This is a genomic window from Pseudoxanthomonas sacheonensis (assembly GCF_031455975.1).
Lineage (GTDB): Bacteria > Pseudomonadota > Gammaproteobacteria > Xanthomonadales > Xanthomonadaceae > Pseudoxanthomonas_A > Pseudoxanthomonas_A sacheonensis_A.
On sequence record NZ_JAVDTT010000001.1, the window covers coordinates 1,336,170 to 1,353,365 of the forward strand.

A 17,196-nucleotide genomic window follows, 5' to 3' on the forward strand; every position below is an offset into this window, starting at 1 on the left:
GTCTTTGCCGCTCTTGTTACAACTGCGGTTACCAGATCACCCGGACGCTCATGAACAGCGTGCGCGGCGGCGTGTACTGGGAGCCGTACTGATTGAAGCTGACGTCCGGGCTGTAGACTCCACCACTGCCCCAGTTGACATTGTATTGGCTGAGGTTATCCGCGTCGGTGACGTTGATGAGATCGCCACGCACCTGCACTGTCACGTTCTCCGTCACCAGCAAGTCCTTCGACAGAGACAGATCCAGCTGTTTGACGCCGAAAGTCCCCGGCGCATCCACCGCCACCGCGCGCGGGAGCACTGTGTTCGGCGCGCCATAATTATAGAAACCCACGATCTCGTTCAACGGCGCCGGAGTGGCCAGGGTCAGCTTGGCCGATGCGGTTATGTTCCAAGGCAGGTCGTAGATGCCGGTCACGACCAAGCGATGCTTAGGCACAGCCTTCAGATCGATGAACGCGTAATCCTCGATGGTCGCGGCATCGAAGGCGTAATGCTCATCGCCACCCCGGTTGCCCGTGGCGTGCGAGAACGTATACGCCGCCGAAACACCCCAGCCCGATTCCTTGGTGTAGGGCTTGTCCGCAGAAAGCAACAGCTGGGTCGTCTTGGTCTCGATGCCGTTGTTGCCGATGATCAATGCGCCGAAACCCGGCGGCGAGTGGCCCCAAGGCTGAGAACCGTCCTGGAAGAAGTCGCCGTTGGGATAACGGTTGCCGAGCGTGAAGACGAATCCTTCCTTGCTGTGGATATAGGCTACCGTGGCCGAAGTGTTCCATTCGCCCACTTTGTTGCGCATGCCCAAAGAGAACTGGTCCGAATACGGAGTCACCAGGTCATTGTTGAGCAGGTCGATTTCGCCGTTGCGGACGTTCGAGGTCACCAGCGTCGCCAGCTCCTCGGAGCCATTGAGGTAGCGCGGATCCCAAGCCACGCAACTGCCCGGTGCCGGCGTGCAGCCTGTCGTATCCGAGAAACGAATCGTATATCCGGAAAGCGCGGACTTGACCTGTTCCAGGCCCATGTAGTCGTACAAGTTGCGATCGTAGCTGCGGCCGGCGCCACCGAATATCACGTGCCGCTCGTCGCCGTTGAGGTCATAGGAGAAGCCGAGACGCGGCGCCCAATTGTTCTTGTCGGATTTGCGATTGTTTCCGTTGCTGATGTAGTCGTCGAGATCGATGCCGCCAAGCGCCAACTGCTCCGCGTAAGTCGCCGTGATAGCCGGATTGGTGCCCGGACCGGTCAATGCAGCGACGACTTCCGGCGGGGTGACGAAGTCGGTGTAGGACGGGATTTCCTCATAGTCCCAACGCAGGCCGAGATTGAGCTGCAGCTTGTCGGTCACGTTCCAGTCGTCTTGGATATACAGGCCGATCTGCTTGGACTTGGTCGTGACGGAAGGCGTGGCGCCCGCGAACGGCAAATTGAACCTGACCTGGTACGGAATGTCGCCGGTGCCCAACGGCAACCCCGCTTGCGTACCATCGTTGACGGCGTAGTAGAACGAGGGATTCTCGGTCGAATTCTCGCTCTGGGTCAGATCGACCTGCTTGTACTTGATGCCCGCCTTGACGACATGGTCGCCGTGCCACTCGAAGCCATTAAAGGTGATGTCGTTCTGGATGGCCGGACCTTTCTGACCCTTGCGCTGAATAGCCAGGCCGCTGGTCGCATCGTCGAAAAGGATGACCCGATTCTGGTCCAGGCCAAGCGTATAGACCGACTGGTTGCCGATGGAGTAGGCAGTCGGATTGAACAACACGTCCTCATAGGTGACGCGCAGTTCGTTCAAGTAGCTTTCGCCGTAGTGCTCCCAGTTCAGGTCGTAGCGCTCTTCGGTATTCTTGTTGTTCTTCGCGGCGTCGGCCGTGGTGATGCCGCCAACGCTGTCGCGGCTGTCCTCGTCACGCACCTTGGCGGAAAACTCCAACTTGTCGTTGTCGCCGATCTCCCAATCGATCTTGCCGAAGTACAAATCCTCCTGGAACGGCCGTGTCACCGGTCCCAACTTGCCTTGAACGTCTGCCGGCAGATACTGGCCGATACCGACATTGGTGCCCGGGACGATAGGATCCGCAGGAATGACGAAGCCTTTTCCTTCATAACTGAAGAAGAAGTGCATCTTGTCCTGGATGATCGGGCCGCCCAATGCAAAGCCGTACTCGTTCTGATGTGTCTTCTGCTTTTCCTTGCCGGGTGCTCTTTCACCAGCGGTTTCCGTACGCCAACCGGAATCCGTATGCCGACCGAACACCTCACCGTGGAACTCGTTAGTACCCGACTTGGTGGCCGCGACAATCGCAGCCGAGCCAACTTGGTCGAACTCGGCCTTGTAGTTGGAGGTGATGACTTTGTATTCGCCGATCGCCAACTGCGGGAACGGGTTGCCCGCGCTTTGCTGCTGACCGGACACACCGCCGAACAAATAGCTCTTCTGGCCGACGCCGTCGATGTAGACGTTCACCGCGCTGGTGGTCTGCGCGCCGCCGCGGATATCGCTGTGGCCGGATCCGTCGGTGGTGAATTGCATGCCCGGAACGGTGTCGGCGAATTCGAGGAAGTTGCGGGTCAGTTGGGGAACCGTATTGATCTGCTTGAGCGATACGTTAGTGCCGACCTCGGAAGTCTTGACCTCCGTCAACGGCGGGGCGGTCACGGTCACGGTATCGAGCGTCGTTGCGTCTCCCGTGGGAGCCGCCGCAGGAGCGTTCAGATCGAGGCTGACGGAAGTAGCGACGGCCAGGGTCACGGTCCTCTCGGTGCCGGGACCGGCATCGACCTGGTACGTACCTGGCGGCAGGCCTACCAGCGAATAGGAGCCATCGGCATTGGTCATGACCCGTCGGGTCGCACCAGTGGCGGTGTTCTTCGCTGTCACCTGGGCCCCGACAGGCGCGTTACCACGCAACGTTGCGTTGGCGGACTGGGCGAAGGCAGGGGCCATGCTCAGCGTCAAGCAACTGGCCAGGGCGCAGGTAAGCAACGTGCGTGTGGGACGGATGTTGCGTGGCTTGCGGTTCTTCATGACCTCTCCCCTCCCAGGGTATGCAAACTAGAATTGGAAAAACGGTTGGAATCGGTTACATCGTCGGCAAAAAATATTCGGCTCAAGAGCTATCGGATTTAGCTGTCCGGCGTGTTGCATGGATGGTGGATTCGCGCACGATGAGTTCCGGCACCAGCGTCTGCTGCGTCGACGGCTGCACGTCGTCGGACTCGATCGACTGCAGCAGGCGGGTAAGCGCCAACCCACCCAACTCCGCAATGCTGACCCGCATGGTGGTCAAGGTAGGGTGAACGAAGCGCGCAAGCGGAATGTCGTCGAAGCCGGCAAGCGCTATATCTGCCGGAACTTTCACGCCCGCTTCGTTGAAAGCGTAGAGACAACCCAGCGCCATCATGTCGTTGGCGGCGAACACCGCATCGGGACGCTGCTTGGAGGCGACGATCCGCTTGCCGGCTTCATAGCCGGAGGACTCGTCGAAATCGCCCGGCAACTCGATGGCCTCGGCATCGGGCAGATGCTCCGCCAACGCGCTGCGATAACCGCGCAAACGCTCGCTGGCGTCGAAGTTGTCTTCTGGGCCGCAGATGAAGGCGATCCGCTGGTGCCCGGCCTCCGCGAGATGCTTGACCATGGTCGAAGCGCCGCCGAAGTTGTCGATGCTCAGTACCGGATAGGTGGCATCGGGCAGATGCGTGTTGATCAATACCGCCGGCAACGCCGTCGGAAGGTTGTCGGTGAGGAACCCGGGACGATCCGCATAAGGAGACAGCACCAGCAGGCCATCGACGCGGCCGCGCATGGCGCGCAACGCCTCGCCCTGCTCTTCCGGGTGGCCGTGGTAGCTGGAGACCAGCAGATGCTGGCGACGGGCGCGGGCGACCACGTCGATACCGCGGATCAGCTCGGAAAAGAATTCGCCGTACAGATCCGGCAGCACCACGCCGATGGTCTGAGTACGACGGCTGCTGAGGCTGCGGGCGGCGGCGTGCGGCTGGTAGCGGAGCCGATTTGCGATCTCCGTCACATGTTTGCGCACGCCTTCGGCGACATTCTCATGTCCGTTCAGTGCGCGCGACACGGTGGCGACGGATACCGACGCCTCACGTGCAACATCCTTGATGGTGACATTGGTTCGAGCCATTCACCGCCCCTCCGCGGTTACGACTGTACTAAGTGGCGGCGACTGTAAACGTTTCCAGGAGCATATGTAAAGCTTTCATAAGTCCTGCAGACAATTCGTTATTTTTCAATCGCTTGCAGAAAATAATTCGGTCGAAAAAGTGACGCAACGCAACATATTTCAACCGCCGGTGGACCCTCGTCCCACCGGCCAATCCTGTCCGACGCGACCGCTTATCGCGCGGTTACCTCGAACTTCGCCTCAAGGTTGTCGACCGAATTGCCACCCGCGAACACCGTGAAACTACCCGGCTCCACGATCGGCTTCATGTCCGCCCCGTAGAAGCTCAAGTCATTTGCGGTCAGAGTGAAGGTCAGCGTTTGCGACTGCCCGGCCTGGAGGTGGACACGGCGGAACCCGCGCAGCTGCTTCACCGGACGGGTGATGCTGGCCACGTCGTCGCGCAGGTACAGCTGCACTACTTCGTCGCCCGCGCGGGCGCCGGTGTTGGTGACGGTCACTTCCACCTGCAGCGTGCCGTCGGCCGGAATCTTTTTCCGGCTCAGGCGCAACGCGTCGTAACGGAAGCTGGTGTAGCTGAGCCCGTGTCCGAAGGCGTACAGCGGCTTCCACGACACATCCAGGTACTTGGAGGAATAGCGTTCCTCTTCGCGCGGCGGGCGCCCGGTGTTCTTGTGGGCGTAGTAGATCGGCACCTGTCCGACGTTGCGCGGGAAGGTGATAGGCAGGCGCCCAGCTGGGTTGTAGTCGCCGAACAGGACATCGGCCAACGCATGGCCCGCTTCGACGCCGGGGAACCACGCCTCCAGAATCGATGGCACCTGTTCCTGCAGACTATTGATCGACAAGGGCCGGCCATTGAACAGCACCGCTGCCACCGGCTTGCCGCTCTTCTGCACGGCCAGCGCCAGTTGCTCCTGCACGCCCGGCAGATCGAGCGAGGTCCTGTTGTTGGCTTCGCCGCTCATGTCCTCGGCTTCGCCCAGCATCAGCAGCACGGCATCGGCCTGTCCGGCGATGCGCACCGCTTCGGCGATTCCGGTGGTGTCGGCAGTGTTGATGTCGGTGCCGCGCGCGTACAGAACCTTGGTTTCCGGTCCGACCGCGGCGCGGATGCCGGCAAGCGGCGTCACCACATCTTCGGGACGGCCCATGCCCGCCCAACTGCCCAGCATCGCGCGCGGGTTGTCGGCCAGCGGCCCGATCACCGCCAGCGTGCGAACCTGTTTGGACAGCGGCAGCACATTGCCTTTGTTCTTCAGCAGCACCATGGATTCGCGCGCCATGGTGCGCGCGGCGTCGCGATGGTCGGCGGTGAGCGTCTGGCTTTTTTCCAGCGACTCGTCGCAATTCCGGTACGGGTTATCGAACAAACCCAGCCGGTACTTGGCGCGCAACACACGGCGCACCGCGTCATCGACCGTAGCTACAGGAAGTTTCCCGGCGCGCACCGCCTTGGGCATGTCCTTGCGGTAGATGTCGCTGACCATGTCTATATCCACGCCGGCCTCCAGCGCGCGCCTACCTGCCTCGGTGGGATCGGCGGCGATGCGATGGTTCATCAGTTCCATCACGCCGGTGTAATCGCTGACCAGCACGCCATCGAAACCCCATTCGCCGCGCAGCACGCCGTTGATCAACGGGCCATTGGCGTGCATCGGGACGCCGGCGATCTCGTTGAAGGAGGCCATTATCGATCCTACGCCCGCGTCGACCGCTGCGTGGAAGGGGGGCAGATAGACCTCGCGCAGGGTGCGCTCGGAGATGTCCACCGTGTTGTAGTCGCGGCCGGCTTCGGCGCCGCCATAGGCGACGAAATGCTTGGCGGTGGCCAGGACGCTGTCGGCGGCGCGCAAGTCCTTGCCCTGGAAGCCGTGCACTCGCGCTACCGCCATCACTTCGCCCAGATAAGTGTCTTCGCCCGATCCCTCGACCACCCGACCCCAGCGCGGATCGCGCGCTACGTCCACCATCGGCGCATACGTCCAGTTGATACCGTGCGCGGTGGCTTCTACCGCACCCACGCGGGCAGCCTTCTCCACGGCGACCGGGTTGAAGCTGGCCGCCTCGCCCAACGGTACCGGGAACACGGTGCGATAGCCGTGGATCACGTCGAAGCCGAACAGCAGGGGGATGCCCAGCCTGGATTCCTTGACCGCGATGCGCTGCATATCGCAGGTCAGCTTTACGCCCTGCATGCCCAGGAACGAACCCACCTGACCCTTGCGCACCTGCTCCGTACCGGCGGCTTTCGCCTTGGGGCCGGTGTCATTGCCGATGCCAGGCGGCTGGTTCAACTGCCCCAGCTTTTCCTCGAGGGTCATCCGCGCCAGCAGGGACTCGACGAAAGCCGTTTCCGCGCTATCGGAGGGTTTTGTCGCTTCGGCGGTCAGGCCCCCAAAGGGCACCAAGGCCATTACCCACAGCGCCAGGGAACTCCGGGCACGCCCTCCACGATTCCCCTTTCGATGCGTCGCTTTCATTTCCCGCTCCCTCTTCCAGATTTCAGGCGGGCAAATGTAAACGTTTTCAGGAAAGCGTGTAAGACGCAGCGCAACAGTTCGTGAAGTCAGTCCGGCTCGCCCGGCGCCCGGGCCTGGATCTGCAGCGCATGGATGTCGGTCGTCATCATCTGCCCCAATGCCGCATACACCGCACGGTGCCGGGCCAGGGAGGTTTTGCCGGCGAAGGCGGCGCTGACTATTTCGACGCTGTAGTGGCCCCTGCCGTCTCGAGCACCCGCGTGCCCGGCATGCAAGTGACTATCGTCGTTCACGATCAGCCGCGTCGGCGCGAAGGCGGCCTCGAGCGCCTCGCGGATGCGGGCGAGCCGGCTACTCAAGGCAGGACCTTGCGGAAGGGACGCACTTCGGTGCGGACATAGGCGCCTGCCTCCACATAAGGATCGGCGTCGGCCCAGGCACGCGCGGATTCCAGGGAGTCGAATTCGGCGATCACGATGCTGCCGCTGAAACCGGCCGGACCTGGATCCTCGGCATCGATCGCCGGGCATGGCCCCGCCAGCAAAAGCCGGCCTTCGTCGCGCAATGCGGTCAGCCGCGCCAAGTGCGCGGGGCGCACAGCCGTGCGTTTGGGCAGGGCGTCGACCGCGTCATAACCTTCAATCGCATACCACACTGAATCTCTCCTGGATCCTGTCCAGCCTGAATTGTACGGTGGGGCCGCAAGCCTGGCGCTGGACACCTGCCTCGCCACCGCTTACTCTTGATCTATTGCACGGCCGGAAGCAGCGGCCCGCCCGGACCCGGCTCATTCGCCTTCAGGCTCATTTGCCAGCAGTCCCGTCGACCGATTCGCTGCCCCCACCCGCCCGGGCCCAACGACCTTCTCGCTGTCTGCCGCCCTGTCCCTTGGCGTGCATTGCCTGCTTGATGTGTGGGAATGCGATCGCACTGCGACGCACTGTTCAGCCGCAAGACCCAAGCACGTCGGCCCCAGCCGCGTGGTGCCTGCAATTCATGGCTTATTAGATGACTTCCGACCTCGCGCAAGACGCGAATCCGCAAATCGATACGCTCAAGCCCCAACAGCCGGCCCCTCAGCAACATGAGATGCCGCTGGCGATGGTGCATGGGCAAGCGGTGCTGCAGATTCCCCAGGACCTCTATATCCCGCCGGATGCGCTGGAAGTGATCCTGGACGCGTTCGAGGGCCCGCTGGACCTATTGCTGTACCTGATCCGCCGGCAGAACCTGGACATCCTGGACATCCCGGTGGCCGAGATCACCCGCCAATACGTCCAGTACATAGGCGTAATGCAGGATCTGCGCTTCGAGCTGGCGGCCGAATACCTGGTCATGGCCGCGATCCTGGCCGAGATCAAGTCGCGCATGCTGTTGCCCCGCCCGGTCAGCGAGGAAGGCGAGGAAGGCGACCCACGCGCCGATCTGGTGCGCCGCCTGCAGGAATACGAACGCTTCAAACAGGCCGCCGAAGACATCGACGCCCTGCCCCGTCTGGACCGCGATACCACCCCGGTGCAGGCGCATGTGCCGGAACGCGCCGTGGTCCGTCTGCCGCCGCCGGTGGACCTGCGCGAGATGTTGCTGGCCCTGCACGATGTGCTCAAGCGTGCCGACCTGTTCACCGGTCACGCCATCAAGCGCGATGCGCTCAGCGTGCGCCAGCGCATGGGCGATGTGCTGACGCGGCTGGAGGACGGCAAGTTCCACCGCTTCGAATCCATGTTTACGCCCGAAGAAGGCCGGCAGGGCGTGCTGGTCACCTTCCTGGCCATGCTGGAACTGGCCAAGGAACAGCTGCTCGACTTCGTGCAGGAAGCGCCGCTGGCGCCGATCTACCTGAAGTCGCTGGCCCTCAACAACACCAACGAACCGCTGGCGTTCTCCAGCGAATTCGACGACGGCGACGCCGCCAACGACAACTGACCGACACCCAGAAGCCAAGCACCGCATGGATCAAGCGCTCATCACCCGTATCGTCGAAGCCGCCCTGTTGGCCGCCAACCAGCCGCTGACGCTGGCGCAGCTGCATGGACTGTTCCCCGAAGAACAACCCGCCCCGCCCGATAGCGTCGAGCAGGCGTTGGAACAATTGCGCGACGCCTGCGCCGAACGCGGCGTGGAGCTGGTGGAGGTCGCTTCCGGCTTCCGCTACCAGGTGAAGGAAGAAGTGCACGGCTGGGTCTCGCGCATGTGGACCGAGCGCAAGACCAAGTACACCCGCGCCACTCTCGAGACACTGGCGCTGATCGCCTACCGCCAGCCCATCACCCGCGGCGAGATCGAACAGGTCCGTGGCGTGGCGGTCAGCAGCAACACCATCCAGGCCCTGGAAGAGCGCGAATGGATCCGCGTGGTCGGCCATCGCGACGTGCCCGGTAAGCCGGCGCTGTTCGGCACCACCAAGATTTTCCTGGATTATTTCGGCCTGAAGCGCCTCGACGAATTGCCGCCGCTGTCGGAACTGAAGGACATCGGCGAACTGGAGCCGCAGTTGTTCATGGACGAAGCGCCGGTGCCGGTCGGCCTTCCCGGTCCGGAAGCCGCGCAGGAAGGCGGCACCGTCGACGACGACGAAGAAATGCGGGCCGCCAACGACGAACAGCTCGACACCGACGCGGACCACGCGACGGAAGACGAACAAGACATCGCTTCGGAAGAAGACGCTTCCGAAGCGATTCCCCATCAAGAACATTCCTTAGAAAACCAGGACGAAACCGAAGGCGCCGATCCGGACAGCCAGGCCTCGTCGGAGCAGAAACAATGAGCGACACCCCCCCAAAGAACAAACTCTCCAAACTCTCCCTCAAGCGCGGCGACGCCGCTGAGGCCAGCGACACCGCTAAACTTTCCGAGCGCCTGCACAAGGTGCTGGCGCAGGCCGGCCTGGGTTCGCGCCGCGCGCTGGAGCAGCGCATCGCCGACGGCCTGGTCAAGGTCAACGGCGAAGTCGCGCAGACCGGCATGTCGGTCAAGGGCGGCGACCGCATCGAACTGGACGGCAAGACCTTCGTCGCCAGCGCCCTGACCGAACCGGCGCGCGTGCTGCTGTACAACAAGCCCGAAGGCGAAGTGACCACGCGCGAAGATCCCGAAGGCCGCCCCACCATTTTCGAAGCGCTGCCCGCATTGAAAGGCGCGCGCTGGATCGCCATCGGCCGCCTGGACATCAACACCACCGGCCTGCTGCTGCTGACCACCGACGGCGAACTCGCCAACGCGATGATGCATCCGTCCTACGAAGTGGAACGCGAATACGTCTGCCGCGTGCGCGCGCCGGAAGGCATGGAGACGGTTCCCGACAATCTGGTCGACCGCCTCGCCCGCGGCGTCGCCCTGGAAGACGGCCCGGCCAAGTTCGATGTGATCGAACGCATCGGCGGCACCGACTCGCACGATTGGTTCCGTGTGGTGGTGAAGGAAGGCCGCAACCGTGAAGTTCGCCGTCTGTGGGAATCGCAGGGCTGCCAGGTCAGCCGCCTCAAGCGCACGCGCTACGGCAAGATCTCGCTGCCGCAGCCGCTGCTGCGCGGCCAGTCGCAGGAATTGCCGGACGTGCAGGTCGAAAAACTGCGCGCCGAGCTGGGTCTGGAAACCGGCGCTCCGCCCGCACTCACCCTGCAGCCGGTGATCGGCCAACGCAAGGCGGCCAAGGCCACCGTGCATGTGGGCGGCGGTCGCACGACAGGCCAGGCTTATGTCAACGGCCACAACACCGCCGACGAAGGACGCGAACTGCGCCGCTTCGATCACGTGCGCGAAGACCGCGGCCGTGGCCGCTTCGGCAGCAAGAAGCCACATGGCGGCCTGACCGTCAGCGGCGAAGCGGCGGCGAAGCAATCGCAGAAACCATTCAAGTCGCGTCCCACCAAAGGCCCGAAGCCGCTGCCCGATGGCAATCCCGCTGCGTTCCGCAGCTGGTATGTGCCCGAAGGCGTGGACACCGGCCCAACCGGTCACCGTAATGCCGGTCCGCCCAAGCCCTACGGCGCCAGGCCCGGTGGTCCGCGTCCCGCGGGCGCGGGTGCGGGTCGCCCCGGTGCCGGCCGTCCTGGTGGCGGCGCGGGTGGTCGCCCAGGTGCGGGCGGCAATCGTCCCTATGCCGCGCGCAGCGAAGGTAATTTCGGCAACGAAGCCCGCGGTCCGCGCGGCCCGGGGCCGAAGGGTCCGCGTCAGGGTGGACAAGGCCAGGGCGAAGGCCAGCAGCGCGCGCCGCGTCCGTATGGACATCCAGGCAACGCGCCCAGCTTTCCTTCCGATCACGCCAACCCCGGTGCCTACAATCCGTACGGCCAGCAGCCGCGCCCGCCGCGTCCGCAAGGCGCGCGTCCGGGCGGCAATCGTCCCAACAACAACGCAGGCCCGCGTCCGAACGGTCCGCGTCCCGGCGGCCCGCGTGGCGCAGGCCGCCCGCCGGGCGGCGGCAATCGCGGTCCGCGCGGCGGCGGTCAGGGCTAATTGAAACAGGGCGCGAAAGCGCCCTGTTTTTCTGTAGGAGCGACGCGAGTCGCGAAGCTCTGGACAGTGGATAGCCTGAGGACTTCGCGACTCGCGTCGCTCCTACAAAGGCGCGCGATCGCGTCGGCTACAATACACACCTGACTTACCGCCTCTGATATCCCCCATGTCTTCCGCTTTCGGCACCGAGACGGTGCTCGACGTCCGCCACTGGACCGACGATTACTTCAGCTTCACCACCACGCGCGACGACGGCTTTCGCTTCGACAACGGCCAATTCGTGATGATCGGCCTGCAGGGCCAGCAAGCGGACGGCATGCCCAAGCCGCTGATGCGCGCTTATTCCATCGCCAGCGCCAACTGGGAAGAACAGCTGGAGTTCTTCAGCATCAAGGTGCCCAACGGTCCGTTGACCTCGCGTCTGCAACACATCAAGCCAGGCGACACCGTGCTGGTCGGCAAGAAGCCTACCGGCACGTTGCTGATCAGCGACCTGCATGTGGGAAGGAATCTGTTCCTGCTCGGCACCGGCACTGGCCTGGCACCGTGGCTTTCCATCATCAAGGATCCGGAAACCTACGAGCGCTTCGACCGCATCGTGCTCACCCACGGCGTGCGTCACCAGCACGACCTGGCATACCGCGACTACTTCGAAAAGGAACTGCCCCAGCATGAATTCCTGGGCGAACAGATCCGCGAGAAGCTGCTCTACTACCCGGCCGTCACCCGCGAAAACTTCACCCACCAAGGCCGCCTGACCGAGCTGCTGGACAGCGGCCGCATGACCGACGCATTAGGCCTGCCCGCACTGGACCCAGCGCACGACCGCGCCATGATCTGCGGCAGCCCGCAGATGCTGGCCGACCTGCGCGGCATACTGGATGCGCGGGGTTTTGCTCCTGCGCCACGGATAGGCACTCCCGGCCATTACGTCTTCGAACGCGCCTTCGTCGAAAAATAGATCTCGCGTGCTAGCCTTCCGGCAAACGGAGGGGAGTCCGATGATCAAACAGATCCTGTGGGGTATGGCCCTTTGCGGCTGCGCGCTGGCCGGCATGGCAGCAGAACTCAAACCGCAACCCAAGGTCGGCGAGGTTCCGCCACCCATGCTGGGCAAGCTGCATGGCGGCAATACCCAAGTGAACCTGGCGGACTACCGCGGCAAAGTCGTTATCGTCACCTTCTGGGCGTCGTGGTGCGGACCGTGTCGGCGCGAGCTGCCGGTGCTGGCGCGTTTCCAGCAAGTGATCGGACATGACGCGCTGGAGGTGATCGCGGTGAACTTCAAGGAACCACGATCGGATTTCCTCAACGTGTTACGCGCCAATCGCAAGCTGGACATGAATTACGTCCACGACGGCAAGGGCATCGCCAGCGACGAATACGGGGTGAACTCGCTTCCCAACATGTTCGTGATCGACCGCGACGGCAAAATAGCCCACGTGCATCGCGGTTATTCGGAAGAGATGCTTGAGGGCTTCATCGCCGAGATCATGGACTTGCTGCCTGAGGAAGTGCTCAAGCGCCCGGCAGGGGCCTAGCCAAGTCGACTCTTCTCAGCCAAGCGCTGCTTCAATGTCGCCGGCGATCGACTCGGGCTTGTCGGTGGGCGCGTAGCGTTTGACCGGCTTGCCATCGCGGCCGACCAGGAACTTGGTGAAGTTCCACTTGATCGCATCGATGCCCAGTAGTCCGCCCTTTTCCTTCTTCAGCCATTTCCACAGCGGATGGGTGTTGGCGCCGTTGACCTCGATCTTGGCGAACATGGGGAAGTCCACTTCATAGGTCAGCGAGCAGAAGTTCTTGATCTCTTCCTCGTTGCCCGGCTCCTGGTTGCCGAACTGGTCGCAAGGGAAGCCCAGCACCACCAGTCCGCGGTCGCGGTAGTCCTGCCAGAGCTTCTCCAAGCCGGTGTACTGCGGGGTGAAACCGCATTTGGAAGCCACGTTGACGATCAACAGGGCCTTGCCGCGATAGTCGGCCAGGGGCACGTTTTTGCCATCGATGTCGGTGGCTTCGAATTCGTAGGCGGTGGTCATGGTTGCGCTCCGGAGAATGCCTTATCAGACACCCGATGCCCGGAATGAGCAAGCCCCTGGAAACTTAAATTTTGTACCACAAGGTCAGACAAGTGAGGTTGTAACCCTACGAAGATAAATTCAATTCACCGTGATCGCGTTGTTGTTCTTATCAGTGGAGAAGACCACCCGATAAGTAGCAAGACCATTTGGGATAGAAGGGGGGAAAGATCGAACTATTGCCGAATATATGCCTACGCCTCCATTGCTCCCCGCTCCCAGCAACATAGTCGTAAAGCTTCTTTCATCCTGGAGCTTGCCATTAAAAGAAGCTGCACACGCAGTCAGACCACAGGCAAGCTTATCCAGCGAAACCCCAGCACCAGATGTTTTCAGGGCGGCCTTTAGATTTTCCTCGTAGACCCGGCTTATCTCAGTAGCGTCCGGGTCGGTATAGCTTTCGGATTTCAGCCTGTTTAAGACTCGATTGAACTCGTCCACGCCGATGATCGCATTGATGTATCCGACTCTTAATCCACCCGGAGAAACCAGCAACGACTCTACTGGCCGAACCTTCTCCGTCGAAATGAGATGTGCGGCAGTGCTGTCATTCCCGGAGGCTTGAGCCTGCGCCGTACTGGCCGATAATCCATCGTCGCTAGAATCTGAATCGCTCTGTCCTACTCTAGCTGAGCTGACCACAGAAGCTGCCTCTGGCGAAGACTCTGTTTTTACACCGAACAGCGTACTTCCGATGTTCAATGTATTCGTTGCAAGAACGCAAATGATCGCGATTGCAGCCAGGACTGCTAGAACGAAGACTATTTTTGTCTTGTGCATGAGTTATCCGATTAGCGATGTCTGCTTACTCGGGAACCTTGATGATTCCAGGACCCTTAACGATCATCGATATCCAGCCGTATGCGCTATCTCTAGCACTTAACTGCCCACTGGGATTGGAAGAGACTACGCATGAAGTCCGACAAACAAAAGTATTGCCGTTAACCACTACCGATTGACTAGCAAATGCCTTGTTCAAACAAACAAGCGAGCCTAGAGCCAAAAAACCGACCAGAATTGTAATGCTGATTCTCGTCATTGCTGATACCGCCACCTTGCGGCAGGGCGAAGATTGTCCTTCCCTTGGATACAAATCAATGCTCCGCGATGTAATGCTCTATAAGTCACAATAGGCGAACGCAACATGGTCATTCTCGCCGTTCGCCATGCAGCAAAAAGGAAGAGAAGAAGAGAGGGAGCTTATGAATTTCCTAGAGATCTGTGCGCCGACACACGGATCGAATTGCCTTTGAAGTGCTAGAGCAGAACACTCCACGCCCATGCAGACAACTTCCGACCCCAATTCCCTAGCTACCCTGTACATCCACGTCCGGATATTGCTGGGCATGATCGTTGGCCTGGGATTGACCCACCTGCTACGGCATCTGGCGCGCATCGTCGAACGTCCCAAGGCGCGGCGGGTTTACTGGGTGCACCTGGTGTGGGCGATGTTCATGTTCGTCTACCTGCTGCACTTCTGGTGGTGGGAATTCTCCCTCTCGCACCGGACGCAATGGAACTTCAACCTCTACCTGTTCGTCACCGTCTACGCGCTGCTGTTGTACCTGCTGTGCGCGCTGGTCTTTCCGGAAAGCGTGGACGACTACCAGGACTACCGCGACTACTTCTATTCCCGCAGGCACTGGTTTTTCGGTTTGCTGGCGGTGATGTTCGCGGTGGATGTGGTTGACACCGCTATCAAGGGAGCCGACTACTTCCACCACCTGGGTCCCGAATATCTCTTCCGCAACACCGGCTACATCGTCGCCAGCCTGGTCGCCATGAAAACCCGCAACCGGCACTACCACGGCACCTTAGCCGTGGCGGCACTGCTATACGAACTGTCCTGGATCTTGCGGCGCTACGAAGCGTTTCAGCTCTGACCGACCGCGACGTCCGCGATCAGCGCGCCGCGGGTCGCACCTGCACGGGCGTTGCGAAGGGCTTGATGCCCAGCGCTTCGTCGATCTCGCTGGGGTAGTACGCCTTGCCCTGCTTGATCACCAGCGCCACCTTGCGGATATCGGCGATGTTCACCGTGGGATCGCCGTCGACCAGGATCAGGTCCGCGCGCTTGCCCACCGCCACCGAACCGCGATCCTCGGTGGTGCGCGTGTACTTGGCTCCGTTCCAGGTGGCGATCTGCAACACCTGCGCCGGAGTGATGCCGGCCTTCACGTACAGCTCCAGTTCGCGCTGCAGGGTAAAGCCGGAAATCTCGTCGGTACCGGCCACGATCGGCACGCCGGCCTTGTACATCAGGCCGACGAACTGGACCAGCTTATCGAACGACTTCTTGTACAGCGACTCGGTGGCGTCGTCAGGAATATTCATCTCGCCGACCCGGCGGCTGCGCTGGATGTCCGGCGGCAGATGGTCGGCCACATCGGCCACGATCGGCGACAGCTCGCCTTCGCGCTGATGGATGAATTCGAAAGTGGCCAGAGTCGGATCGACCACGATCTGCTTCTTCGCCAACAGGGCGATGAAGTCCTGCACGGGCTTGGAATCGAAATCCAGACCGGCGGTCTTCTTCGCCACTAGGTAGAAACGCTCCAGCGTGCGCGTATCGGTTTCCGGAGTGACGAAAAAGTTCAGCATCAGCTGGTTGATGTGCTGGATCTCGTCGTAACCCTGGTCCACCGCATCCTGCGCGCGCATGAAGGCGGGAATGTGGCCGCTGACCCGCAGGCCGCGCTGGTGCGCATAGGCGGCGGTTTCGCGCAGGATGTCCTTCGGAAACGAGTTGTAGATCTTGACCTGCGGATAGCCGTGTTCGGCGTACCAGTCGACCGCCTTCTTGGCTTCGTCCAGGTTCTTGATCACGAAACCGTTGCGGGCCGACATCTTGCTCTCGCCTTCGATAAAACCGGCGGGCACCACGCTGGGGCCCAGCAGCTTGCCCTCGCTCAGCTGCGCCATCAGCTGCTGCAGGGTGGCATTGTCGTTACCCATGTCGCGGATGGTGGTGATGCCGGCAGCCAGATGCAGGCCGCCGTCCCACGGGCCGAAATGCGCGTGCATGTCGAACAAGCCAGGCAGCAGGACTTTTCCGTCTGCGTCGATAACGTTGTCGGCCTTGGTTTTTTCGCCGCCGCCATTGGAGATCGACACTATCTTGCCGTCGCCGATCAACACGTCCGAGGCCGCCCCCAAGGTCGCCTTCTCGCTGTCGAACACGCGCGCATTGCGGATCAGCGTGGTCCCGGTCAGCGGATGCGCGAGGCGCTGTTCCATGCCCAACAGCACTTCGCCCTCGGCCTGCTTCTGACGCGTTTCCAGCGCCATGGCGTTGGACTCCCAACCCTCCTCTATCAGTTGCAGGAACCCGGGATAGATGAAGGCGAACAGCCGCGGATTGTCGCCGGTGGTCGCCCATGCGAACGTGGGCGTCAGGCCCACGCCGGTCATCGCCACCAGCTGCACCGCACGCTTTTCACTGCCATGGTTCACTTCGGCGTCGGCGACCTTGCGCACCGTCAACGTGCCGCTGGGAATCAGCGGCAGCTTGCCGTCGCTGCGCTTGGCCAGCGCGGACATGGCCACCGAAAACCCTTCCGGCGTGCCGCCTAGGGTCGAGTACAGCGCCGTGCCGGAAACCTGCTGCTTGCCCTGGTCCGAGGTCGACTTCCATTCCGTGTTGTCGCCCGTGCGCGAGAACGTTTCATCGACCTTGGCCCCAAAAGTGGACGTGCCGGTGACCTTGTACTGGCTGTAGGTCCCGTCGGCGGCGAGTTTGTATTCTTCCTTCAATTCCGGTCCGCGGCCGTTGTCCTTGAAGATGAAATCGACATGGGTGGTGCCGTCGTCGTCCTTGCGCACGACCTGTTCGCCGGCCTTTTTTCCTCCGTCGACCAAGGCCACATAACGAATGGTTTCGGCCGCCGCTGCCGGACCGGCAAGGAACAATGCAAGGGACAGGCACAGGACATGCTTCATCCGGGAATCTCCATGGGAAGTGAGCGGCAGGCCAGAAAGCGGCCGCCGGGAGCTTATCCCAGCACCGCCGTGGCGACCCCTGTCTTT

At 61.9% G+C, this 17,196-nt stretch carries 13 protein-coding genes and 1 pseudogene; 6 read left to right on the forward strand and 8 right to left on the reverse strand.

Annotated elements, in window-relative coordinates; genetic code table 11:
* Positions 1-28 precede the first annotated feature (28 nt).
* The 5 genes from J2W94_RS05940 to J2W94_RS05960 form a co-directional block, all read right to left on the reverse strand.
* Positions 29-3,028, reverse strand: a complete 3,000-nt coding sequence (locus J2W94_RS05940; RefSeq protein WP_310091045.1) for a TonB-dependent receptor — start codon at positions 3,026-3,028, stop codon at positions 29-31.
* Between the two features lie 82 nt (positions 3,029-3,110).
* Positions 3,111-4,151: a LacI family DNA-binding transcriptional regulator gene (locus J2W94_RS05945; RefSeq protein ID WP_310091047.1), complete on the reverse strand. Its 1,041-nt coding sequence runs from the start codon at positions 4,149-4,151 to the stop codon at positions 3,111-3,113.
* Positions 4,152-4,363: 212 nt separating this feature from the next.
* Entirely contained in the window at positions 4,364-6,568 is a 2,205-nt protein-coding gene (locus tag J2W94_RS05950; protein WP_310091049.1) for a glycoside hydrolase family 3 N-terminal domain-containing protein, read from the reverse strand.
* A 152-nt stretch (positions 6,569-6,720) separates the two neighbouring features.
* A complete protein-coding gene (locus J2W94_RS05955) occupies positions 6,721-6,993 on the reverse strand; it encodes a BolA family protein (protein ID WP_310091052.1) in 273 nt (90 codons plus the stop codon).
* On the reverse strand, positions 6,990-7,289 hold the full coding sequence (locus tag J2W94_RS05960; RefSeq protein WP_310091054.1) for a YciI family protein: 300 nt from the start codon (positions 7,287-7,289) through the stop codon (positions 6,990-6,992). Before J2W94_RS05960 ends, J2W94_RS05955 begins: the two co-directional genes overlap by 4 nt.
* Positions 7,290-7,642: 353 nt before the next feature.
* Here J2W94_RS05960 and J2W94_RS05965 point away from each other — a divergent pair, with 353 nt between their 5' ends.
* The 5 genes and pseudogenes from J2W94_RS05965 to J2W94_RS05985 all read left to right on the forward strand — a co-directional run bounded on the left by J2W94_RS05965 (position 7,643) and on the right by J2W94_RS05985 (position 12,633).
* Positions 7,643-8,560 (forward strand): segregation and condensation protein A, encoded by a 918-nt coding sequence (locus J2W94_RS05965; protein ID WP_310091056.1) that lies wholly within the window; start codon positions 7,643-7,645, stop codon positions 8,558-8,560.
* Between the two features lie 25 nt (positions 8,561-8,585).
* Positions 8,586-9,141 (forward strand): annotated as a pseudogene (scpB, locus tag J2W94_RS05970) (SMC-Scp complex subunit ScpB); the annotation flags it as partial.
* 256 nt (positions 9,142-9,397) lie between these two features.
* Positions 9,398-11,092 (forward strand): pseudouridine synthase, encoded by a 1,695-nt coding sequence (locus tag J2W94_RS05975; RefSeq protein WP_310091058.1) that lies wholly within the window; start codon positions 9,398-9,400, stop codon positions 11,090-11,092.
* 166 nt (positions 11,093-11,258) lie between these two features.
* Positions 11,259-12,053 carry a ferredoxin--NADP reductase gene (locus tag J2W94_RS05980; RefSeq protein ID WP_310091060.1) on the forward strand — a complete coding sequence of 265 codons (795 nt, stop codon included), beginning with the start codon at positions 11,259-11,261 and terminating at the stop codon, positions 12,051-12,053.
* 40 nt (positions 12,054-12,093) lie between these two features.
* A complete protein-coding gene (locus tag J2W94_RS05985; RefSeq protein ID WP_310091062.1) occupies positions 12,094-12,633 on the forward strand; it encodes a TlpA disulfide reductase family protein in 540 nt (179 codons plus the stop codon).
* A gap of 15 nt (positions 12,634-12,648) precedes the next feature.
* Here J2W94_RS05985 and J2W94_RS05990 read toward each other — a convergent pair whose 3' ends face one another.
* Both J2W94_RS05990 and J2W94_RS05995 read right to left on the reverse strand, forming a co-directional pair.
* Positions 12,649-13,131, reverse strand: coding sequence for a glutathione peroxidase (locus tag J2W94_RS05990; protein WP_310091063.1), 483 nt, complete (start codon positions 13,129-13,131; stop codon positions 12,649-12,651).
* 120 nt (positions 13,132-13,251) lie between these two features.
* Positions 13,252-13,950, reverse strand: coding sequence for a hypothetical protein (locus J2W94_RS05995; protein WP_310091065.1), 699 nt, complete (start codon positions 13,948-13,950; stop codon positions 13,252-13,254).
* A gap of 500 nt (positions 13,951-14,450) precedes the next feature.
* Between J2W94_RS05995 and J2W94_RS06000 the strand changes: the two genes are divergently transcribed.
* Positions 14,451-15,053, forward strand: a complete 603-nt coding sequence (locus J2W94_RS06000) for a hypothetical protein (protein ID WP_310091068.1) — start codon at positions 14,451-14,453, stop codon at positions 15,051-15,053.
* 19 nt (positions 15,054-15,072) lie between these two features.
* Here J2W94_RS06000 and J2W94_RS06005 read toward each other — a convergent pair whose 3' ends face one another.
* Positions 15,073-17,109 carry an amidohydrolase family protein gene (locus tag J2W94_RS06005; protein ID WP_310091070.1) on the reverse strand — a complete coding sequence of 679 codons (2,037 nt, stop codon included), beginning with the start codon at positions 17,107-17,109 and terminating at the stop codon, positions 15,073-15,075.
* Between the last annotated feature and the right edge of the window lie 87 nt (positions 17,110-17,196).